This window comes from Mesorhizobium sp. M0139 (assembly GCF_040322455.1).
GTDB lineage: Bacteria > Pseudomonadota > Alphaproteobacteria > Rhizobiales > Rhizobiaceae > Mesorhizobium.
In genome coordinates this window covers 180990-201693 of the sequence record NZ_JAMYTN010000009.1, presented here as the reverse complement: position 1 = coordinate 201693, position 20704 = coordinate 180990, and the positions used below count along the sequence as shown (strand labels likewise).

Sequence of the window (20704 nt, the reverse complement as noted above, 5' to 3'; positions counted from 1 at the left end):
GGTTGGGGTGCGCCCCATCACTCACCCGCTCCGTGCTGGTAAAGCTCGTCCATGCTGAGCATTGCCAGGGTTGCGAAGGGGGCCTGTTTTTTCACCCGACCGCGGCTCAAGATCACCACGTCGTCGCAGAACGATATGGTGCTGTAATGATGACTGATGACAATGGTGGTGCGGCGGCCGGCCCGCGATTTCAGCGTCTCGACAATAGCGGCTTCTGACAACCCATCCACCGCACTGGTGGCTTCGTCGAGGATGAGAATATCGGGATCGCGCACCAGCGCCCGCGCCAGGGCGATCCTTTGCCTTTGTCCGGCTGACAGGTTGATGCCCCGGTATCCGACCAGTGTCGCGTAGCCCTGCGGCAGGTGCTCGATGAATTGATGTGCCTCGGCCAGCCTTGCGGCGCGCATGGCGTCGCTGGCCGACGCCGTGTCGTAGCCGTAGATAATGTTTTCAAAAATGGTGCCATCGACCAGTTCCAGCTCCTGACTGGCCAGGGCAATGTTCCGCCGCCACTGGCTTGGGTCCACTTCATCGAGCGGTGCCCCATCGACGAGGATCCTGCCGCTGTCGGGTTTGACGAAGCGGCACAGGAGATTGACGATCGTCGTCTTGCCGGCGCCCGAGCGGCCGATCAGCGCCGTCGAGCGGCCGCTGCGGATGTCGAACACCGCCTTATGCAGCACCGCCTCGCGCGCGTCGGGGCCTGACAGGGGACCGGAATAGGCGAAGCTCACATCATCGAAGCTGATCCCTTGGCGCAAGCCGTCGAACGGCAGGCTGCCCTGCGGCGCCTCGGGCTTGTCGGAAGGATCGAGCAGCCATTGTACCTCCTCCAGCGAGCCGCTCATGCCTTGCAACTGACTCCAGGACATCTGCAAGGCCCGCATATGCGGCTGCAGTCGGTAGAGCAGGATGAGGAAGGCGACGGTCAGCGGGAAGCTTACATTCGCCAGCCAGGCTCCGATCACCACCGCCAGGAACAGCATCGCGTGCAATACCTCGGTCAGTGGCGGCAAGACGCCCTGGCGGATTGAAAGCACGAAAGCCGCCCGCCGCACCCCGTCGGACGCTTTGGCGAAGACCGCCTTTTCACGGTTCTCCTGCCCGAAGATGCGAATCAGGCGCCCGGCATGCACCAGATGCAGCATCTGCGACGCCAGTGCGCTGTTGCGCGAGACGACGCTGCGGCTCGGCGCCTTCAGATTGGACGACAAAACCCCGTGCGCCAGCTGGACAAGCGCCAGCCCTAGAGTCACCAGCAGCGTCATCTGCCAAGAGAGGAGCAGGAGGAAGGCGAGCAGGATGACGGCGGCCGAGGCACTGACGATCGCGCCGAGCAGGGCCTGGATAGCGTCGGATGCTCGCCAGGATTCGTTGGAGATGATGTTGAGCAGCCGCCCGGGGCTTTGCTGCAGGAAAAAGGGGTAGCCGACCCTGAGCAACTGCTCCGACAGTGCGCTACGGATCGAATAACCTGCCTTGCCGTAGATGTAGCTGGTCAGCAGAGTGTTGGCGAAGGCAAAGACATTTTTCAGTACGATCGAACCGAGGATCGCGGCCGAAATGGCGATCAGCCGCTGGCGCTCGCCGAGGTCCGCTCCAACCTGCTGGAGGAGGGCGGAGAAACCGGCCATGCCTGATGTTTCGCCACGTCCCATAATGATGCCAAGCAGCGGAATGATGAGACCGATGCCGAGGCCTTCCAGCGCGGCGCCCGCAAGCCCGAGCCCCACCACGACGGGAACGAGCCGCAACAGCCTGCCACCAAGCGCGCGGCGCAGCATTGGCAGGGCTGACGGAATCAGTGACATTATCGCGCTCTGGCCTCCGCATTGGCTTCGCTGGCTTGTCGGTCGTGGCGCAGCGGCAGCCGTTTTGGCCATCCCATCATGACGAGCAGCGCAAATCTGGCGGCACCTGCCAGATTCATAACGACAATAGGCCAGTGCGACAGATCGAGGTCGCGGTCAAAGCGAGGACGGCCCGCCAGTTCCCTGAACGCGGCCCGCGCAGACCAATAGACATGGCGAAGCAGCCAAGGGGCGTGGCGGACATGTTTCAGGCACAGCGCACCATTACCGAGGCTATAGTCGCGGTGCAGCCTGTCGATCGACTTGCGGTCTCGCCGGCCGTGATGATGCAAGACCGTCATGTCGGGCACGTACTCGACCGGCATGCCGAGCAGCATCGCCCGCACGAGATAATCAGTATCTTCAGCCGAGCGTAGCGGGCCGCCAGCGCCGAAGCGTTCGTCGAACGAGCCGATGCGGGCCGCGACGTCGCGGTGCATGGTCATGTTGCAGCCGAGCACGAAGCCGCCGGGGTGGACCGCCGGGGTCAGCCGCTCGCTTGCCTCGCGGAGCTTTATGGTGAAGGGCAGGTCCCGGGCATCACCGAGCTCGACCCGGCCGCCGCGGATCAGCCACTTCTCGCCACTCCGGTAGTGCCGCTCCAGGTCGCGGAGATAGTCGCGGTCGAGCTTGCAGTCGTCGTCGACGAAGACCAGCACGCGGCCTCGCGCTCGCGCCAATCCGGCATTGCGGGCAGCGGCTAGTCCGGGGCGAGTCTCCGAGACGGCTGTGACTGGGATGTCGGAAGTTTCGGCGATAGCGGCCAGCCGCTTTGACGTGCCGTCCCGTGAACCATTATCGACCACCACCAACTCTGCCGCGAAGGTGGCGTGCACCCGGCATGCGGCCTGGATCGAGGCTATGCAAGCCTCCAGCACAGCGGCGCGGTCGCGCGTGCAGACGATGAAACTGACCTCGAGCGACGGCCGCTCCGATCGGGGAGATGTCGGGACAGGTGCACTCGCAAACTGGTGATCGCGCAGGAGCGGGTGGGGCCTGTCGGTCATACCAGTCCCCGCTGATAACGCGCAAGCACCGCTTCGGCCGGCGTGGTTTTGAAGAAGTACGCCACCGCGTCCGCCCGCTTTCCGGCCCTTATCGAGAGCAGGCTGAGCCAAGGCGCCCAGACGCCGGGACGCAGCGCATATTGTTCGCGGCGCCGGATGAAATTCCATCTCGCCGTCCGCGTGAGCAATTCGTGGGTCAGCGGCGGTTCTCCTTCGTCGCCGACGAGTTGGTAGAGGAAATAGAACAGGTTCAGCGCGCCTGCCTCGAAGCTTGGCCGTGTGTCGGTCGGCAGCTCGGAAATCCGCTCTTCGAGCGCACGGATGAAATCGGCTGCGCGCGAAACCGTGTCGAAAGAGACGGCCTCGCCGATGTCGCGCAGATCCGCTGTGGTTTCCGCAAGCCCCTCACGCTCGAGATTTTCGGCCACGATCCGCAAATGCGTCCTGCGCATTTCCTTGGCATGCCGCATGGTCACGCTTCCCGCATGGATGCGATAGACGAGCAGGCTATCGGGCAATATGGTCGCCGGGAAACGGCCGGCAAGCCGTCTGAAGAGATCAAAATCCTCGGCATGTCTATATTTTGGATCGTAATAGAGATCGTTGTTCCCAATGACATTCCTGTTGTAGATCACCGTCGGATGTAAGAATATCGTAAAGAACATCGACAATATGTCGAGCCGGCCGAGCCGGAACACCGGGTCTAGCCTGCCTTTGGCGATACGGCCGTGAAGCAAGGTATCGACGCAGGCGCCGCAGAAGCCGAGATCGGGCCGCCGCTCGAACAGTGCGACCTGGCGCGAGAGGCGCCGGGGATAGGCGACATCGTCCGCATCCATTCGCGCAACAAGCTCGCCCTGGGCCAGTCGTAGCCCTTCATTGAGGGTGGCGACGAGGCCGCGGTTCTCACGCGAGATGACAGAAACGCGATTGTCTGCCCGGCGGTATCGTTCGAGAATCTCGAGCGAGTTGTCAGTCGATCCGTCATCGATAGCGATGACCTCCAGGCGATCGTAGTCTTGCCGCAGAATGCTCTCCAGCGCAGCGGTGAGATAAGGCCCGGCATTGTAGACCGGCAGCAGGACGGAGACGAGCGGCGCGGTGGTCATCTCTGCGCATCCGTGCGCCGGAGTTCGAGTGCGGCGCGGCCATCGGGGGATCCGCCGGGATAGGCGTCCGCCGCCCTGCCGAGCCAGCCGGCATCGCCAGAGCGTGCCTGGGAGCGGCGGCGCGCTACATAGGGGAAGCGGCGCTTGAGGCCGTTGAGCGGCTTTTCGAAAGCCGTCCACGAGATCGAAGCGACGGCGATCGTGGCGGCGCTCGCGACCAGGAAACGCCCTGGCCCCTGCTCCGAGACATTGAGCGGGATCCAGGGCTGTGACTTGACGGCGAGCGACAGAAGGATCGGATGGTAAAGATAGACGCCGTAGCTGATGCGGCCCAGTGACAGCAGCGGTGGCAGTTCGAAAACCCTGCCGAGGACGCCGCCAAGGCCGGCTGAACAGGCGGCGACAACGGCCACCAGCGGCACTAGGGGCAGGATCTGCAGCAACGCCCAGCGAGCCCATTCCAGCATAGGATCGGCCGGCGCAGGGATAAGCCACTCAATCGCCAGGAAGACAGCCGCAAGGGCTGGCCAGCCTAGCCGCATCCATTGCGGCAGGCCGGCGCCTCTGGTCCGCCGGCAGGCAAGCAAAGCACCAAACGCCAGCGCGTCCATCGATGCTGGCGGCAGCAGGTCGCGCGCTAGCGCCGGGGTGGCGGTGATCGGCCAGTAGAAGCGATAGGCCAGCGACAACAGGATGACGCCGATAGTGATCGCTTCCACCCGCCGGCGGGGTGCGAGAAGCACGACCAGCGGCCAGGCGATATAGAACTGCTCCTCGATGCTCAGGCTCCAGAAATGGCAGAGTAGCCAGGGCGTCCATTCGTTGCGCAGCGCGTACCAAAAATTCGACAGGTAAAGCGCATGCCAGACGAGCGATCCACTGGACTGCTCCAGATCGGTCAGCCAGACGAACCCAAGCACGGCGAAATAGGGCGGGAATATGCGTAGCGCGCGCCTGATGTAGAAGGAACTCAATGCAGGGCCGGCTTTGAATTCGGCCGCGGCGCGCGCTTCGAGCAGCAGTCGTGTGATCAGGAAGCCGCTCAGCACAAAAAAAAGCCGCACCCCGATGTGGCCCCAAAAGGAGGACCCGTTGGGTGCAAGGAAATGGGAATAGAGAACCATCGTGACAGCGATGGCGCGCAGAGCGTCCAACTGATTGTCACGCGCGACCGCCATCAGCCATTTCCGCCGGTCTGAAATCTCCGATGAAGCCAGCGGCCCTGCATTCCGGGCCTCAGGTCGAGGCCTGCCAGCGTCGAGAGTGCGCCGACAACATCAAACCCGCGCCCTTTGCGCGGGGCAGCCTCGAAATCGGTGCTGGCCAGCGAAAAATTCAAGCTGATCAACTTGGCGGAATCCTCCACGGCGCACTTCCCAGTACCAAATCCCCCAAGAAATGGTGCAACCGGGCAATGGTGCAGTGCAACACAAAATATCTATCGAGCTGTAATATTTGTGTGAGTTAGTGCTAAAAATGGGTATGATTTGCGAGTGCGTTGCGTCGCTGAGGGTTTTTTCACGTCCGCAATGCTGTACGAGAAGTGGTACCATGTCAGAAAAGACACGGTTTAATTACACAACTATAATCCGGAGTGTCTGATATAGGTCAAAATTGACGAAGATTATTCTAAGATAGTGGTTTTGTATCTTATAAATTATGCTTGTATTGTCGGGTTCTCTAGGCTGTCGATCTTGCGCGATGCAGCATAGTCGATGGTCAAGCGTCTGACGACGCAATCCTGTGGCGGCGGCCATATGGCGCATGTCGACGAGGCAGACAGGAAGTGCCGGTGTTGGCGTAGGGAGTGACGTGCATTAGCCTTGCACCTGCCGTCACGCTTGCGTCGGATGGAGAACTGGTGCCGCTTAGGTGACTCGAACACCTGACCCCATCATTACGAATGATGTGCTCTACCAACTGAGCTAAAGCGGCCCAGGAAGCGCGAAGCCTCCAGGATCGGCTGGGTGATAGACTCAACCGGCCGCTAATTCAAGATGGGCAACCGTGATTTCAAGGCTGGATCCGGCAATTCGTCCCGTCATTTTCCATTGGCGCGGAATAAGCCATCGCCTCGTTTGCTTTTTCGATTACGCGGAGACGTCGCGCCGGACTGCGCGCAAATCGCCCGGCAGGGCGGCAAACGGACTGATTTTATTGCTAAAAGGCATCGAAATGGGCGTTGAACAGGCCTGTAAGGCAGAATGCGGGCGCTCGCCCGTTGATTGATTGGTCGCCTGCGGCTAACGATCATGGCAATGTAAGCGAACGGACAGGGGAATTCGCTTGGACGCGATCGAAAAAGCGATCCGCAACGCCTTCGAGAAAGGCAACGCCGAGGACCGGGCATTTCGCGAGCGGGTCTATCGGTCGGCTTTCGCGGCGCTCGACCGCGTGCTCCAGGCCAATCCCGGCGTGACGGTGGAAGCCGCCATCAAGCGCCGTAAGGCGGTGCAGGAAAAGATCGCCGAGATCGAATCCGAATTCCTGCCCGCGGTCCCCGATGTCGCCGCGCAGACGCAGAGCGCTGCGCAGACACAAGATACCGCGCTGACGCAACGCGTTGCGCAGCCGCAAGACGCCGTACAGGGCGCCGCCGAAGCGCCCGCGGTCGATGCCCCGACAGGTGTCGCGGCCGGACCGTCGCCGGCGATCGTCGTTGATGAACCGGTTCAGCCCGAGGCATCCGACGCGCCGCGTTCGCGCGTGCTGCCGGTCGTCCCCGACATCATGCCTGACGCCACGCTGCCCGGCGCCCCGGCGATCGATATGGCCGATTCCGCGCCGGCCGAGGCCGCGGCGGAAGTGGCGCCTGACCGCGATGAAAGGCGGATAAGGGGCCGCCGCCTGCCGCTGACGGCGATCTTCTTTGGCGTGACGTTGCTCGCCGCCGCCGGCATCGGCCTCTATTTCGCCGTGCAGACCGGAGTCTTCAAGACGCCGGCGCAGCTCGACACGGCGCCTCCCGAAGCGCCGCCGACCGTCGACGATGACGACTTCACGCCGCCTGCCGATACAACTGAGCCGCAGCAGCCTGGCGCGCCGCAGCAGCCTGGTGTCGCCGAACAGACGCGCGACTGGATCAACGTGTTTACACCCACCGATCCAACGCATGTGGCGACCCCGTCCGACGCCAAGGCCGACGTCGTGCAGGACGACACCGGCTCCTTCCTGCGCATCCGCTCCGGCGCTTCCGGCTCGGCCATCAGCTTCGATGTCGGGCAGGGCGTGCTGGAGAAGCTTGCCGGCAAACATGCCGTGTTCGACATCGTCGCCCGCGCCGAGGACGGCAAGGACACGCAGATCTCCGTCGACTGCAATTTCGGCGATCTCGGCGACTGCGGCCGCAAGCGCTATGCGGTCGGCCAGCAGCGTAACGAATATCTGTTCGACGTGAAATTTCCCGACAAGCCCCCGGGCGCGGCCGGCAGCATCGCCATCAACTCCGACTTCGACAAGCAGGGCAAGGCGGTCGACATCTACGAGATCCGCGTTTCGATCGAACCGTGAGCGCTGCCTAGCGATCAAGCAGCGCCTGCAGCGTCTCGATGCGGTCGGCTTCGGCGGTCGGCTTGTCCCAGCGCAGCCGTGAGATGCGGGGAAATCGCATCGCAACGCCGGATTTGTGGCGGGTCGAACGGTTGAGACCTTCGAACGCCACCTCCAGCACCAGGCCTTGGCTGCGGTCGGCGCGCACCGAGCGCACCGGGCCGAAACGCTCGACCGTATTGTCGCGGACAAATTTGTCGATCTGCTTCAACTCCTCGTCGGTGAAGCCGAAATAGGCCTTGCCGACCGGCACCAATTCCTCCGCGCCTTCCGGCCCCGACCAGACGCCGAACGTATAGTCGGAATAAAAGCTCGACCGCTTGCCATGGCCGCGCTGCGCATACATCAGCACAGCATCGACCGTGTGCGGATCGCGCTTCCACTTGAACCACGGCCCTTTCGGCCGTCCCGCGAGATAGGGCGAATCCCAGCGCTTCAGCATCACGCCTTCGATAATCGGGTGCGGCGGCGCGCGGCGCAGTTCCTCCAGCGTTTGCCAATCCCGGAATTCGACGAATGGCGACAGATCGAAACGGTGCGGGTCCAGCGTTGTGATGAAGGCTTCAAGACGGGCCCGCCGCTCGCGGAAAGGTAGCGCGCGCAAATCTTCGCCGTTGATCTGCAGCGCATCGTAGCAGCGCATGAAGGCCGGGTATTGCTGCTGTATCTTCGGGGCCACGCTCTTGCGATTGAGCCGCTGTTGCAGGTCCGAAAAGGTGCCGGTCGCCACCGGCTCGCCGACCAGCAATTCACCATCGAGCGCGGCGGAAAAATTCATCGCCTGAGCGAGATCGGGGAATGCGCCGGACACATCGTCGCCGGTGCGCGAATAGAGCCGGCGCACGCCGCCCTCGCACACCGCCTGAACGCGGATGCCGTCCCATTTCCATTCCGCGGCATAGGCGGCCGGATCGAGCTTTTCGAGGTCGCCGTCGCCGACCGGGTTCGACAGCATCACCGGACTGAACAGGGCAAGTGCGGTCCGCTTCGGCTTCTCGGCCTTGCCTTCCAGCCACGCGAACAGCGAGATATAGGGCGGCGTCAGCCCGTGCCACAGCTCCTCGATCTCGGCGACATCGACCTTGCCGAAATCGGCCAGCGCCTGTTTGGCCAGCCGCGCCGAAACGCCGATGCGCAAGCCGCCGGTGACCAGCTTGATGATGGCAAAGCGCGCCGAAATGCCGGCGCTGTCGAGCAGCCCGGCCAGCACCTTGGGTCCGTCGGAGCGGCTCGCCGCCTGCAGCGTCGCCACGACGTCGCCAAGCGTCGGCTCCCGGTTGGGGATATGTCCCGGCGTTTGCGGCCAGACCAGCGACACGGTTTCAGCGAGGTCGCCGACATAGTCGTAGGAATAGCCGAACAGCACCGGATCCATGCGCTCGGTGACCAGCGTGCGCAGCATCGCCGGCTTGACCGCCGCAATGTTGAGGTCGCCGGTGATCGCCGCCAGCGCCAGCCCGCGGTCGGGGTCCTCGACGCTGCGGAAATAGTCGACGAGCAGCGTCAGCTTGCCATTGCGCGACGGCGTCAGCACCAAGCGGTCGAGGAGTTCGGCGAAACGGTTCATGCGTCGCCCCACGCCAATGGTGAAAACCGGCGCGAGGCACCCCCCTCTGGCCTGCCGGCCATCTCCCCCTCAAGGAGGAAGATCGGATGTCGCGCCGGCCTTGGCCAATCTCCGATATTGGCGGAGATGAGCCGGCATTGGAGCTGCCAATATGCCCCCTTGACGGGGAGATGTCCGGCAGGCCAGAGGGGGGCGCAACGGGTCGCGGCGCTGGTGATCACCATCAATCGCCCTCGTCCTCATATCCCACCAGGTGCAGTGGCCTGGCGGCGATGCCTTCCAGCTCGCACCAGCGCACCAGCGCTTCCTCGCGGCCATGCGTCACCCAGATTTCGCCGGCGCCCGTCTCCTTGACGGTGGCGGTCAGTTCGTCCCAGTCGGCGTGGTCGGAAATGATCAGCGGCAGTTCGACGCCGCCTTGCTTGGCGCGCTGGCGGATGCGCATCCAGCCCGAGGCGAAGCACGAGATCGGGTCGGGAAAGCGCCGCGCCCAGCGGTCGGCGAAGGCCGATGGCGGGCCGACAACGATGGCCCCGGTGAAATCCTGCTTGCCGCCGCTGTCGACGGTTGCCGGCTCCAGCGTGCCGAGGTCGATGCCCTGGTTCTGGTAATATTCGCTGAGCTTGGCCAGCGCGCCGTGGATATAGATCGGCTTGTCATAACCGGCATCGCGCAGCAGCCGCATCACCCGCTGTGCCTTGCCCAGCGCATAGGCGCCGACCAGATGCGATCGCTCGGGAAACTGCGCCGCCGATTTGAGCAGCCGGGCGATCTCCTCCGTGTCGGGCGGATGGTGAAACACCGGCAGGCCGAAGGTCGCCTCGGTGATGAACACATCGCATTGGACCGGTTCGAACGGTGCGCAGGTCGCGTCCTTCTGGCGCTTGTAGTCGCCGGAGGCGACGATGCGCCTGCCCTTGTGCTCGACCGCGATCTGCGCCGAGCCCAGCACATGGCCGGCCGGATGGAAGGTGACGCTGACATCGTTCAGCGCCATCGCTTCGCCAAGCACGGCCGCTTGCGTTGTCCCGGCAAAATCCTCGCCATAACGCAACCCCATAATGTCGAGCGTTTGCTGCGTCGCCAGCACCGAACGATGGCCGGAGCGGGCATGGTCGGAATGGCCATGCGTGATCAACGCCCGGTCGACTGGCCGCACCGGGTCGATGAAGAAATCGCCGGATGGGCAATAAAGGCCTTCAGGCCGGGGATGGAGCAGTTCGCTGGCGCGCATCCACTCAAAATAGTGGCTAATTCCAGCGCGGGAAGCCTGTTGCAAGAGACTGCTGACTCGGCCTACAGCCAGCCACCGGCCGCATCAGCCGGCGGGGCCATCGCCATGCAACCGCTGAAAATCTCGTCCGGCGACCTGACCGCCGACCGTCGCGCCGACTATGCCGAGATGCTTTTCGGCTCGGGCGAGCACGCGGCAGCGGCGGAGCTGCTGCTCGGCGCGCTGGAACTGGCGCCGCAATGGGCGGCGGGCTGGTTCCGTCTTGGCGAGATGCAGGAGACGGCCGAGCGGCTCGACGTGGCGGCTCAAGCCTGGGCGACGGCGCTGAAACTCGACCCGGCGGATCGCCTTGGCGCTGCGCTGAAGCTGCAACTCATCGGCAAGGCGCCGGCTGCCGCGGCGCCACCCAGCGCCTTCGTCGAAACGCTGTTCGACCACTATGCCGAAACTTTCGAAGATTCGCTGGTCGGCAAGCTCGGCTACCGGCTGCCGGAGTTTCTCGATCGCGCCATTCGAGCGGCAAGGGCGGGCCGCTTTTCGCTGGCGCTCGACCTTGGTTGCGGCACCGGTCTGATGGGCGAGAAACTGCGGCCGGTCGCCGAACGGCTGGAGGGCTACGACATCTCCGCCGCCATGCTGAAAAAGGCCCGCGCCAAAGGCGTCTACGATCTGCTCGCCAAGGCCGATCTGCAGGATTTCGCCTATGCCGGACCGAAAGCCGATCTGGTGGTGGCGGCCGACGTGTTCATCTACGTCGGCGCGCTCGATCGCGTGATGAAGACCGTCGCGGGCATTCTGGCCACCAATGGCCTGTTTGCCTTTTCCGTCGAAAAGCCAGAAAAGGGCGGGGCGGGCGGCGACGCCGGTTTCGCGCTGCAGCCGTCTCGTCGCTACGCCCATTCTCAAGCCTATGTCGAGCGGGTGCTTGCCGCAAACGGCCTGTCGGTGCTGTCGATGCAGCCGACCGTCATCCGCTGGGATCGCCGCCAGCCGGTCGACGGGCTTGCCGCGCTGGCGGTGCCCTCGTCCAAGGGTTGATGTCTCGTCTTGTTCGAAAACGTGAATAGGATTTTTGCGGCTGGCGCGGCATCAGGTAGGATACAAGCCGAGAAAAGCCCTCGGCAGGCATTGAGGAGGAACACATGCGCTGGAACATGATGGTCTTGGTGTCTTGCCTGGCAATGACCGGCTGCAGCAGCTCGATGTCGGAGCGGCAGGACCAGGACGTGCAATCGTCGCTGCAATATGACAACGTGCCTTGCGACCAGTTGCTGGCGCAGCGCAACGAACTGGCGCAGCAATACCATCTGTCGACGGACGCCAAGCCGAGCTTCTCCAATCCGGCGATGGGCTTCGGCCCGTTCACGCCGGATATGCGCTCCAAAAGCAAGCGCGATACTGATCTGGCAAGTGGCAAGATCTACGCCATGAACCGCTCGATCGTCCGCCGCGACTGCGGCAAGCCCAACAAACAGAAGAAGTTCACCCTGCCGAGCTGAACCTGAACTTCCTCAGTACCCCGCCTTGCGGTCGACCACGTTATCAAGCTTTTCGCCGCGCTCGAAGGCATCCATCTGCCGCAACATGCTCGGCGCCAGGTGGACAGGGTCGGAGGTCGCCGCCGCGTGCGGCGTCACGAACACTTTCGGGTGACTCCAAAGCGGACTGGTCTTCGGCAGCGGCTCGACCTCGAACACGTCGAGGCTCGCCTCCTTCAGCGTGCCGTCGTCCAGCGCTCGCAAGATGTCGGCGTCCTTCTGCAGCCGGCCGCGCCCGGCATTGATCAGCACCGAGCCGCCGAGGCCGTTTCGCTTGCGCAATTCCTTCAGCACGCCGTAATTGATGATGCCGTGCGTGTCCGGCGTCAGCGGCAACAGCACCACCAGTATGTCGGTGGCGTTGAGGAAGGGGATCAGCCCGGCCTCTCCGGCATAGGTCGCAACGCCTTTCATGGCCTTGTCGCTCCGCGACCAGCCATTGACGGCAAAGCCGAGCGACAACAGCACCGATGCCGCCGCGCGGCCGAGATTGCCGAGCCCCATAATGCCGACCGAGATGTCACCGGCCGGCCGCTGCGGCGGTTCGTGCCAGGTCTTCTTCGGCTGCTGCGCACGATAGAGCATGCCCTGGCGGTGATGGTCGAGCACGCGCCAGACGACATATTCGGTCATGTACTGCGTCAGGTTCTCGGCGACCACTTTGACGATCGGCACATCGGGCAGGCCGGGATCGGCGAAGATGTGGTCGACGCCGGCGCCGATCGAGAAGATTGCGCGCAGATTGGGCAGCGATTTCAGTAGGTTCGGCTTCTGCTTCCACACCACCGCATAGGTGATCGACGGATCCGAAGCGCCGTCCGGCTCCAGCACCACTTCGCGCTCGGCCGACAGCAGCTCGCGCCAGCGCTGCGGATGAAAGCCGGTGACGGCAAGCAGGATTTTGCCTTTTTCCATTTGCGGATTGTATTCCCTGTTATTCGCTGACGATACCGACCGGCGCCGTCTCGATCTTGAACGCGGCCGAGATCAGCGCCTTCGTATAGTCGGTCTGCGGCCGCTCGAAAATCTGTTCGGAAGGGCCGGCTTCGACGATCTTGCCATTGCGCATGACGATGACGTCATTGGCAAGGGCGCGAATGACTTTCAGATCGTGGCTGATGAACAGATAGGCAAGGTCGTGCCTGGCCTGCAGATTGCGTAAGAGGTCGACCACTTGCGCCTGCACGCTCATGTCGAGCGCCGAGGTCGGTTCGTCCAGCATGACGAAGCGTGGATTGAGCACCATGGCGCGCGCAATGGCGACGCGCTGGCGCTGGCCGCCGGAAAATTCATGCGGATAGCGGTTCCTGGTCGCCGGATCGAGCCCGACCTCCTTCAGCACGGCGACGACCTTGTCGTCGCGTTGGTCGGGCGACAGCTTCGGCTCGTGGATCTTCAAGCCTTCCTCGATGATCTCCGAGACCGACATGCGCGGGCTGAGCGAGCCGAACGGGTCCTGGAAAACGATCTGCAACTCGCGGCGCAGCGGCCGCATGGCGTTGAAGGAAAGTTGGTCGATGTCGCTGCCGTTGAACTGGATGGTGCCGGTCGATGAGATCATCCGCGCCAGCGCCAGGCCGAGCGTCGTCTTGCCGGAGCCGGATTCGCCGACGACGCCGAGGGTCTGGCCGGCGCGCACGGTGACGTCGATGCCGTCCACCGCCTTCACATTGTCGACGGTGGTGCGAAAGAAACCCTTTTTGATCGGGAACCAAACCTTGATGTCCTTGCCGGTCATCACAGGCTTGGCGGCGTCGTTGGCGGCCGGCGGCTTGCCTTTCGGCTCGGCGGCCAACAGGTGCTTGGTATAGGCGTGTTGCGGGTTGGCGAAGATGTCCTTCGTCGGTCCGGTCTCGACGATCTTGCCCTTGGTCATCACGCAGACGCGGTCGGCGATCTTGCGGACGATGCCGAGATCATGGGTGATGAACAGCATTGACATGCCCTTGCGGCTCTTCAGCCCCGCCAGCAATTCGAGGATCTGCGCCTGGACAGTGACGTCGAGCGCCGTCGTCGGCTCGTCGGCGATCAGCAGTTCAGGCTCGTTGGCCAGCGCCATGGCGATCATGACGCGCTGGCGTTGGCCGCCGGACAGCTGGTGCGGATAGGCGTCGAGCCGCTTTTCCGGTTCGCGAATGCCGACCTCGTTGAGCAGCGCCAGCGTGCGCGCCTTGGCCTGGCGGTCGCCCATGCCCTGATGCAGCGCCAGGATCTCGACGATCTGCTGCTCGATCGTGTGCAGCGGATTGAGCGAGGTCATCGGCTCCTGGAAGATCATGGTGATCTTGTTGCCGCGCACGCTGCGCAACTGCTTTTCGTTCATCGCCAAAAGGTCGGCGCCCTGGAACAGGATCTTGCCCGAGGGATGGCTGGCCGTCGGGTAGGGCAGAAGCTTCAGCACCGACAGCGCCGAGACCGATTTGCCGGAACCGGATTCGCCCACAAGCGCCACCGTCTCGCCCTTGGCGAGATCGAAGGAGATGTGGTCGACGGCGGTCGACTCGTTGCCGCCTTGGGTGAAGGCAACGCTGAGATCGCGGACGGAGAGCAGGAGTTCGCTGCTCATCGGAACGCCTTGCGCGGGTCGAAAGCATCGCGCGTTGCTTCACCGATGAACACCAACAGCGACAGCATCAGCGAGATGACGATGAAGCCCGATATACCGAGCCAGGGGGCATTGAGGTTACTCTGCGCCTGTTTTAGCAGTTCGCCGAGCGACGCGGTGCCGGGCGGCAGGCCGAAGCCGAGATAGTCGAGCGAGGTCAGTGTCGAGATCGAGGCGCTGACCAGAAAAGGCATGAAGGTCAGCGTCGCCACCATGGCATTGGGCAGAAGATGGCGCAGCATGATGGTGCGGTTGGACACACCAAGCGCGCGGGCCGCGTTGACATATTCGAAGTTGCGCGCGCGCAGGAATTCGGCGCGCACCACGCTGACAAGCGACGTCCAGGAGAAGAGCAGCATCAGCCCGAGCAGGATGAAGAAGCCCGGCGGCAGGATGGCGGCGACGATCAGCAGCAGATACAGCAGCGGTATCGCCGACCAGATTTCTATGAAGCGTTGAAAGAGAAGGTCGGTCCAGCCGCCGAAATACCCTTGCAGCGCGCCGGCGGCGACGCCGATAACCGACGAACCCGCGGTCAGGATCAACCCGAACAGCACGGAAATCCTGAACCCGTAGATGATGCGCGCCAGCACGTCGCGCGCCTGGTCGTCGGTACCCAGCCAGTTCCAGTTGCCGACAATGCAGTCAGGATCGGCAGCGCCTTGCGGATATTGGCTGCATCGCCTCTGCGCGTCGTATTCCCATGACGGTTTTGCGGGAGCGGCGTCGGGGATCGCATTGTTGACGGTGCGGTAGGAATAGCGGATTGGCGGCCAGATCATCCAGCCATTGGCGTTGATCTCGTCGCGGATGACCGGGTCGCGATAGTCGGTGACGGCGTAGAAGCCGCCGAATTTTTCCTCGGGGTAGGCGACCGCCACCGGGAACAGGATCTCGCCTTTGTAGTAGGCGACGATCGGTCTGTCGTTGGCGATCAGTTCGGCAAACAGCGACAGCACGAACAGAGCGAGGAATATCCACAACGACCAGTAGCCGCGCCTGTTGGCCTTGAAGTTCTGCCAGCGCCGCTTGTTGAGCGGCGACAGCCAGGGGCGGGCGATCCTTGTCGGTGTGATCTCGGCTGCAGCCTGCGTCATCAGACGTCTCTCCGCTCGAAATCGATGCGCGGATCGACCCATGTGTAGATCAGGTCGGACAACAGCGTCACGAACAGGCCAAGCAGCGAAAATATATAGAGGTTGGCGAACACGACCGGATAGTCGCGCGCCAACACGGACCTGAAACCGAGCAGCCCGAGACCGTCGAGGGAAAAGATGTTCTCGATCAAAAGCGAGCCGGTGAAGAAGGCCGAAATGAAGGCCGCTGGAAAGCCGGCAATGACGATCAGCATGGCGTTGCGGAACACATGTCCGTAAAGCACCCGCCGCTCCGACAGGCCCTTGGCACGGGCCGTCACCACATACTGTTTGCGTATCTCTTCCAGGAAGGAGTTCTTGGTCAGCAGCGTCGTCGTCGCGAAGGCCGACAGCACCAGCGCCGTCAGCGGCAAGGTCATGTGCCAGAAATAATCGACGATCTTGTCAGGCCACGACAATTGGTCCCAATTGTCGGAGACGATGCCGCGCAGTGGGAACCAGTCCCAGAACGAGCCGCCGGCGAAAAGCACCATCAGCAATATGCCGAACAGGAAGGCCGGTATGGCATAGCCGACGATGATCACGCCGCTGGTCCAGATGTCGAAGGCGGAGCCGTCCTTGACCGCTTTGCGGATGCCAAGGGGAATCGAAATCAGATAGGAGAGCAGCGTGATCCACAGCCCGAGCGAGATTGAAACCGGCATCTTCTCCAGGATCAGGTTGAGTACCGAAATGTCACGGAAATAGCTGTCGCCGAAATCGAAGCGCGCGTAGTTCCACAGCATCATGCCGAAGCGTTCGAGAGGCGGTTTGTCGAAGCCGAACTGCTTTTCCAGCTTCTTGATGAATTCAGGATCGAGCCCTTGCGCGCCGCGGTACTTCGAACCGACATCGCCGGCCACATCGAAATTGCCGCCACCTCCTGCATCGCCGCCGCCACTGCCGAGCCGATCGTTGCCGCCCTGGTTGGTCAGGCTGGCAATGACCTGCTCGACCGGTCCACCCGGTGCGAATTGAGTGACGACGAAAGCAACCGCCATGATGCCGAACAGGGTCGGTATCATCAGCAGGATACGGCGCAGTATGTAGGCGCCCATCAGCTTTCACCCTCCCCCTTGTGGGGAGGGTCGATCCGCGAAGCGGAGCGGGGTGGGGGTAGTCTCGATCCGGCGTACGCCGTCACACCGCCACCCCGGTTCGCCATTCGTGCTGCGCACGAAGTGCTCACCGACCCTCCCCACGAGGGGGAGGGTAAAGTGCCGCGCAACAGCCTACCCTTTGCCAATTTTTGCCGCCTTGCCCTTGTCGACCCACCACAGCGCTTCGACCGGGAAGTCGAAATCGGGTTTCCGCTCGGGAAAACCGAACATGTCCCAATAGGCGCTTCGATGATTCGCCAGGAACCAACTTGGAATCCAATCCCTCCGTGCACGCAAGACCCGGTCGAGCGCGCGCATGGCAATTGTCAGGCTTTCGCGACCCTCGGCGGCACCTGCGGCGTCAACCAGGGCATCGATGGCCGGGCTCGACGTTCCCGGCAGATTGCGAGAGCCCGATACGGTAGCTGCTCGCGAATGGAAAATGGTTTCGAGGTCATCACGGGTTGGCGTCGCCGGAAACGAGGCCGCGACCGAGACGAGGTCGTAGTCGAACGAATTCTGCCGCAGCTGATATTGCGCGGCATCCACCAGCCGGATCGAGGCATCGATGCCGACCGCCTTCATGTTTTCGACCCAGGGCGAGTAGACCTGTTCGAAGACTTCGTCGTCGACAAGAAACTCTGCGGACAACCGACCACCCTTGTCGTTCACGACGAAATTGCCGGACCGTTTCCAGCCGGCCTCGGCCAGAAGCTTGGCCGCCTTGCCAAGCAACTGCCGGTCGCGGCCGGAGCCGTTCGACGCGTCCTGGATCACGGCTTCGCCAAAAGCCTCGGCGGGAATCTGCTCACGCAGCGGCTCAAGAAGAGCCAATTCTTGTGGCGACGGTCTGCCCTCGGCGCGAAATTCGGATTTCTCGAAGCAGGATTGCGAGCGCTCATAGGAACCGTAGAAGAAATTGCGCCGCGTCCATTCGAAGTCGAAGCACAGCCCGATCGCCTGCCGCACGCGCGAGTCGCGAAACTGCTCGCGCCGCTGGTTGACGGCGGTGCCCTGCATCGAAGGCACCGTTTCGGCCGGGAATTCGTGCTTCACCACCTTGCCGGCAGTGAAGGCTGGGAAGTCGTAGCCGGTCGCCCAGACGCGCGAGGTGAATTCCTCCCTGTAGAGGATTTCTCCCTTCTTGAACGCTTCGAAGGCAACGCTACGGTCCTGATAGAACTCAACGCGAATCCGCTGAAAATTGTTCTGGCCGCGATTGACCGGCAGGTCGTTGCCCCAATAATCAGCCACACGCTCATATTCGATCCAGGCCCCTGCCGACCAGCGACCGACCTTGTAGGCGGCTGACCCCAACGGCGGGTTCATCTGCGAGGAATCGAACGGGTTGGCCGTGTAGAACGCCTTCGACAGGACCGGGAACTCGACGACGTTGAGGATGGTGCGGCTTGTCTGCTTGCCGGAAAACCTAAGCTGCAGCGTGTGGGCATCCACGGCAATCGCGTCATCCAGATGCGTTAGCGGCAGGGAATAGTACGGGTGCCCCTTGTCCTTGAGCAGCTTGAAGGTGAAGGCGCCATCCTCGGCCGTCAATGGCGTGTTGTCATGGAAGCGGGCCTGCGGGCGCAGCGAGAAGGTGAAGTCGTTGCGGTCGTCGGAAATCGTCACGCCGTCAGCGATCAGCCCGTAAACGGCGTCAGGTTCGTCGTACGCTCTCACCATCAGTGAATCGAAGCACATCTCCGTGCGCTGGGGCGAATCTCCTTTGGGGACGAACGAATTCAGCGTGTTGAAGGTCAGCGGCGTCTGGTTGGCAAGCCAGTTGCGCGGCAGGAAGTTGAAGACGCCACCTTGCGGCGCATCGACATTGACATAGTCGAAATGAGTGAAGTCCGGCTTGTATTTGAGGTCGCCGAAAGCCGACAGTCCATGCAGTTTCACGCCGGTTGGGCTGGCGGCGAAAGCCTTGCCCGGCAGCAGCGCAGCAACGGCCGCGGCGCCACTGAGGGCCAGGAAATCGCGGCGAGGGAGCCCCGCCATCAATTGCTGCCCTTGTACTTGGCGGCCAGGGCCTTTTCCTTGTCCGCATCGATCCACCAGGAATCGATATCGGCGCCACGGTAGCCGGGCTGCTTTTCCGGGATGCCGAACTTGTTCCAGTAAGCCAGCCACACAACGGCGCGATAGTATTGCGGCACCACATAGTAATTCCACAGCAGCACGCGATCGAGCGCATGGGTGGTGGCGACGAGGTCATCGCGATCCGTGGCAAAAATGATGCGGTCGACAAGGGCGTCAACGACCGGGTTCTTGATGCCGGAATAATTGCGCGATGCCGGTGTGTCGGCGGACTTGGAGCTCCAAAAATCGCGCTGCTCGTTGCCGGGCGATTCCGACTGTTGGAGCTGTCCTGTGATGACGTCGTAATCGAAATTTCTGACGCGGTTGGTGTACTGGCTCGGGTCGACGATGCGCAGTGTCGCATCGACGCCGATCTTGCGCAGATTGGCGATCCAGGGGCTGGAAATGACCTGGTCGGTTTCATTCGAGCCTAGGATTTCAAACTTGAATGGCTCGCCGGTCTTGGCGTTGACCATCTTGCCGCCCTTGATCACCCAGCCGGCCTGGGCGAACAGGTCGACCGCCTGCTTCAGATATTTGCGCTCCGCCTGCGGCGAATCGTAGACCGGCAGCTTGAATTCCTGCGTGAATACTTCCGGCGGCAGCTTGTCGCGGTACTTCTCCAGGATCTCCAGCTCCTTGCCTTGCGGCAGGCCGCTCGAGGCCAGTTCCGTGCCCTGGAAATAACTGTGGGTGCGGGTGTTGAAACCGAAGAACAGCGTGCGGTTCATCGATTCAAAATCGAAGGGATAGGTGAGCGCGGCCCTGACCAGACGATCGGCAAAGAGCTTGTGTCTCTGGTTGAGCATGAAAGCCTGCATCGGCTCGGGCGAGGTGGTCTTGAACTCCTGCTTGATCACATCGCCGGCCTTGATCGCCGCGAAATCATAAAATGTCGCCCAGCGCTTCGAGCTGTTTTCCGGCTTGATATCGTCGAGGCCACCTTTCTTGAACGCCTCCCAGGAGGCGTTGTCGTCAAGAATGTAGGTGAAGTGCTGCGTGTCGAAATTCTCCCGACCGATCTTCACAGCCAGCTTGGCGCCCCAATAGTCGGGGACGCGCTGCCAGACGATTTCCGACCCCGCCTTGAAGCTGGCGATCTTGTATGCAGCCGAGCCCAGCGGCGGCTCCAGCGTCCCCTTGGTGATGTCGCGCTTCTTGCCATTGGCGTCGGTGCCTTCCCACCAATGCTTGGGCAGCACGACAAGGTCGCCGAGGATCTTGGGCAGTTCGCGATTGCCCTTCTGGTCGAAGTGGAACTCGACCTCACGGTCCGAGACAGCGACGGCGTCGGTGACGTTTTCGAAATAGCGGCTGTACATCGGGCTGTTGGCCTTCAGCACCTGGAACGACCAGATCACGTCGTCGACTGTGATCGGCTGTCCGTCATGCCATTTCGCCCGCGGGTCGAGCCGGTAGGTGGCCGAGGAATAGTCGGTCGGGTACTTGTAGGCATCGGCGACGAGCGGGTGGCTGACGCTACCTTCGTCAGTCGCCTGGTCCATCAGCGTGTCGTAGAGCAGGCCGCCGCCAAATGGCTGCAGGCCGGCCGCCGGCGATCCCTGAACGATATAGGGATTGAAGCTGTCGAACGTGCCGGAAACGACCGAATTGTAGGTACCGCCCTTCGGTGCATCCGGATTCACATAATCGTAGCGCTGGAAGTTCTCGCCATATTTGGAGGGGCCGATCAGCGAAGAGGTGGTGTGCCATTCCTGGGGGAAGGATGCCTGCAGGCCGCCTGCGAGGGCGCCCACAACCAGAAAGGACCTCAGAAGCGTTCGGCCAACCGTCATGCGTTCTCCTCGTCGCGATGCCCGGCAATCCTAAATGATTTGACGCCGGTGAAAACCGCCATGCGGCGGCTTTGTCGCCGCATATGCGATTTTCCTAACAAAAAGCCGGGCTGAACCCGGCTTTTTTG

At 62.5% G+C, this 20704-nt stretch carries 16 protein-coding genes and 1 tRNA gene; 3 read left to right on the top strand and 14 right to left on the bottom strand.

Annotation, left to right across the window (positions count from 1 at the left end):
- Positions 1-17: 17 nt before the first annotated feature.
- From NKJ58_RS17555 to NKJ58_RS17530, 6 genes are all read right to left on the bottom strand, one after another.
- Positions 18-1814 (bottom strand): ABC transporter ATP-binding protein, encoded by a 1797-nt coding sequence (locus tag NKJ58_RS17555; protein WP_027049321.1) that lies wholly within the window; start codon positions 1812-1814, stop codon positions 18-20.
- Complete coding sequence (locus NKJ58_RS17550; protein ID WP_023738159.1) at positions 1814-2860, bottom strand: glycosyltransferase family 2 protein; 1047 nt, start codon at positions 2858-2860, stop codon at positions 1814-1816. Before NKJ58_RS17550 ends, NKJ58_RS17555 begins: the two co-directional genes overlap by 1 nt.
- A complete protein-coding gene (locus tag NKJ58_RS17545) occupies positions 2857-3969 on the bottom strand; it encodes a glycosyltransferase family 2 protein (RefSeq protein WP_023669498.1) in 1113 nt (370 codons plus the stop codon). The genes NKJ58_RS17550 and NKJ58_RS17545 overlap by 4 nt, the downstream gene beginning before the upstream one ends.
- Positions 3966-5147: an acyltransferase family protein gene (locus tag NKJ58_RS17540; RefSeq protein ID WP_023669499.1), complete on the bottom strand. Its 1182-nt coding sequence runs from the start codon at positions 5145-5147 to the stop codon at positions 3966-3968. Before NKJ58_RS17540 ends, NKJ58_RS17545 begins: the two co-directional genes overlap by 4 nt.
- Positions 5147-5335 carry a hypothetical protein gene (locus NKJ58_RS17535; protein WP_352518546.1) on the bottom strand — a complete coding sequence of 63 codons (189 nt, stop codon included), beginning with the start codon at positions 5333-5335 and terminating at the stop codon, positions 5147-5149. The genes NKJ58_RS17540 and NKJ58_RS17535 overlap by 1 nt, the downstream gene beginning before the upstream one ends.
- A 493-nt stretch (positions 5336-5828) precedes the next feature.
- A tRNA-Thr gene (locus tag NKJ58_RS17530) sits at positions 5829-5904 on the bottom strand.
- 351 nt (positions 5905-6255) lie between these two features.
- Between NKJ58_RS17530 and NKJ58_RS17525 the strand changes: the two genes are divergently transcribed.
- Complete coding sequence (locus NKJ58_RS17525) at positions 6256-7479, top strand: hypothetical protein (protein WP_023669501.1); 1224 nt, start codon at positions 6256-6258, stop codon at positions 7477-7479.
- A gap of 7 nt (positions 7480-7486) precedes the next feature.
- On the opposite strand, the gene NKJ58_RS17520 is transcribed toward NKJ58_RS17525, so the two are convergent.
- Entirely contained in the window at positions 7487-9085 is a 1599-nt protein-coding gene (locus tag NKJ58_RS17520) for a cisplatin damage response ATP-dependent DNA ligase (protein WP_352518545.1), read from the bottom strand.
- 223 nt (positions 9086-9308) lie between these two features.
- On the bottom strand, positions 9309-10319 hold the full coding sequence (locus NKJ58_RS17515; RefSeq protein ID WP_352518544.1) for a ligase-associated DNA damage response exonuclease: 1011 nt from the start codon (positions 10317-10319) through the stop codon (positions 9309-9311).
- Positions 10320-10424: 105 nt separating this feature from the next.
- Between NKJ58_RS17515 and NKJ58_RS17510 the strand changes: the two genes are divergently transcribed.
- Together NKJ58_RS17510 and NKJ58_RS17505 are read left to right on the top strand one after the other, a co-directional pair.
- Positions 10425-11357, top strand: coding sequence for a class I SAM-dependent DNA methyltransferase (locus NKJ58_RS17510; RefSeq protein ID WP_352518543.1), 933 nt, complete (start codon positions 10425-10427; stop codon positions 11355-11357).
- Between the two features lie 104 nt (positions 11358-11461).
- The gene (locus tag NKJ58_RS17505; protein WP_023730905.1) at positions 11462-11818 is read left to right on the top strand and encodes a hypothetical protein; all 357 of its coding nucleotides are present in this window, start codon (positions 11462-11464) and stop codon (positions 11816-11818) included.
- A 12-nt stretch (positions 11819-11830) separates the two neighbouring features.
- Here NKJ58_RS17505 and NKJ58_RS17500 read toward each other — a convergent pair whose 3' ends face one another.
- The 6 genes from NKJ58_RS17500 to NKJ58_RS17475 all read right to left on the bottom strand — a co-directional run bounded on the left by NKJ58_RS17500 (position 11831) and on the right by NKJ58_RS17475 (position 20576).
- Positions 11831-12772, bottom strand: coding sequence for a 2-hydroxyacid dehydrogenase (locus NKJ58_RS17500; RefSeq protein WP_023696755.1), 942 nt, complete (start codon positions 12770-12772; stop codon positions 11831-11833).
- A gap of 19 nt (positions 12773-12791) precedes the next feature.
- Positions 12792-14423 (bottom strand): ABC transporter ATP-binding protein, encoded by a 1632-nt coding sequence (locus NKJ58_RS17495; RefSeq protein WP_023692608.1) that lies wholly within the window; start codon positions 14421-14423, stop codon positions 12792-12794.
- Entirely contained in the window at positions 14420-15559 is a 1140-nt protein-coding gene (locus tag NKJ58_RS17490; protein ID WP_023682037.1) for an ABC transporter permease, read from the bottom strand. Before NKJ58_RS17490 ends, NKJ58_RS17495 begins: the two co-directional genes overlap by 4 nt.
- Positions 15559-16656 carry a microcin C ABC transporter permease YejB gene (locus tag NKJ58_RS17485; RefSeq protein WP_023688770.1) on the bottom strand — a complete coding sequence of 366 codons (1098 nt, stop codon included), beginning with the start codon at positions 16654-16656 and terminating at the stop codon, positions 15559-15561. The genes NKJ58_RS17490 and NKJ58_RS17485 overlap by 1 nt, the downstream gene beginning before the upstream one ends.
- A 174-nt stretch (positions 16657-16830) precedes the next feature.
- A complete protein-coding gene (locus tag NKJ58_RS17480) occupies positions 16831-18699 on the bottom strand; it encodes an extracellular solute-binding protein (RefSeq protein WP_352518542.1) in 1869 nt (622 codons plus the stop codon).
- Positions 18699-20576: an extracellular solute-binding protein gene (locus tag NKJ58_RS17475; RefSeq protein ID WP_023669511.1), complete on the bottom strand. Its 1878-nt coding sequence runs from the start codon at positions 20574-20576 to the stop codon at positions 18699-18701. Before NKJ58_RS17475 ends, NKJ58_RS17480 begins: the two co-directional genes overlap by 1 nt.
- Positions 20577-20704 lie beyond the last annotated feature (128 nt).

Bases quoted from the DNA above. Each gene is read 5' to 3' on its own strand.
- NKJ58_RS17555 (WP_027049321.1), bottom strand. From the start codon at position 1,814: ATGTCACTGATTCCGTCAGCCCTGCCAATGCTGCGCCGCGCGCTTGGT.
- NKJ58_RS17550 (WP_023738159.1), bottom strand. From the start codon at position 2,860: ATGACCGACAGGCCCCACCCGCTCCTGCGCGATCACCAGTTTGCGAGT.
- NKJ58_RS17545 (WP_023669498.1), bottom strand. From the start codon at position 3,969: ATGACCACCGCGCCGCTCGTCTCCGTCCTGCTGCCGGTCTACAATGCC.
- NKJ58_RS17540 (WP_023669499.1), bottom strand. From the start codon at position 5,147: ATGGCGGTCGCGCGTGACAATCAGTTGGACGCTCTGCGCGCCATCGCT.
- NKJ58_RS17520 (WP_352518545.1), bottom strand. From the start codon at position 9,085: ATGAACCGTTTCGCCGAACTCCTCGACCGCTTGGTGCTGACGCCGTCG.
- NKJ58_RS17515 (WP_352518544.1), bottom strand. From the start codon at position 10,319: ATGCGCGCCAGCGAACTGCTCCATCCCCGGCCTGAAGGCCTTTATTGC.
- NKJ58_RS17510 (WP_352518543.1), top strand. From the start codon at position 10,425: ATGCAACCGCTGAAAATCTCGTCCGGCGACCTGACCGCCGACCGTCGC.
- NKJ58_RS17505 (WP_023730905.1), top strand. From the start codon at position 11,462: ATGCGCTGGAACATGATGGTCTTGGTGTCTTGCCTGGCAATGACCGGC.
- NKJ58_RS17500 (WP_023696755.1), bottom strand. From the start codon at position 12,772: ATGGAAAAAGGCAAAATCCTGCTTGCCGTCACCGGCTTTCATCCGCAG.
- NKJ58_RS17495 (WP_023692608.1), bottom strand. From the start codon at position 14,423: ATGAGCAGCGAACTCCTGCTCTCCGTCCGCGATCTCAGCGTTGCCTTC.
- NKJ58_RS17490 (WP_023682037.1), bottom strand. From the start codon at position 15,559: ATGACGCAGGCTGCAGCCGAGATCACACCGACAAGGATCGCCCGCCCC.
- NKJ58_RS17485 (WP_023688770.1), bottom strand. From the start codon at position 16,656: ATGGGCGCCTACATACTGCGCCGTATCCTGCTGATGATACCGACCCTG.
- NKJ58_RS17480 (WP_352518542.1), bottom strand. From the start codon at position 18,699: ATGGCGGGGCTCCCTCGCCGCGATTTCCTGGCCCTCAGTGGCGCCGCG.
- NKJ58_RS17475 (WP_023669511.1), bottom strand. From the start codon at position 20,576: ATGACGGTTGGCCGAACGCTTCTGAGGTCCTTTCTGGTTGTGGGCGCC.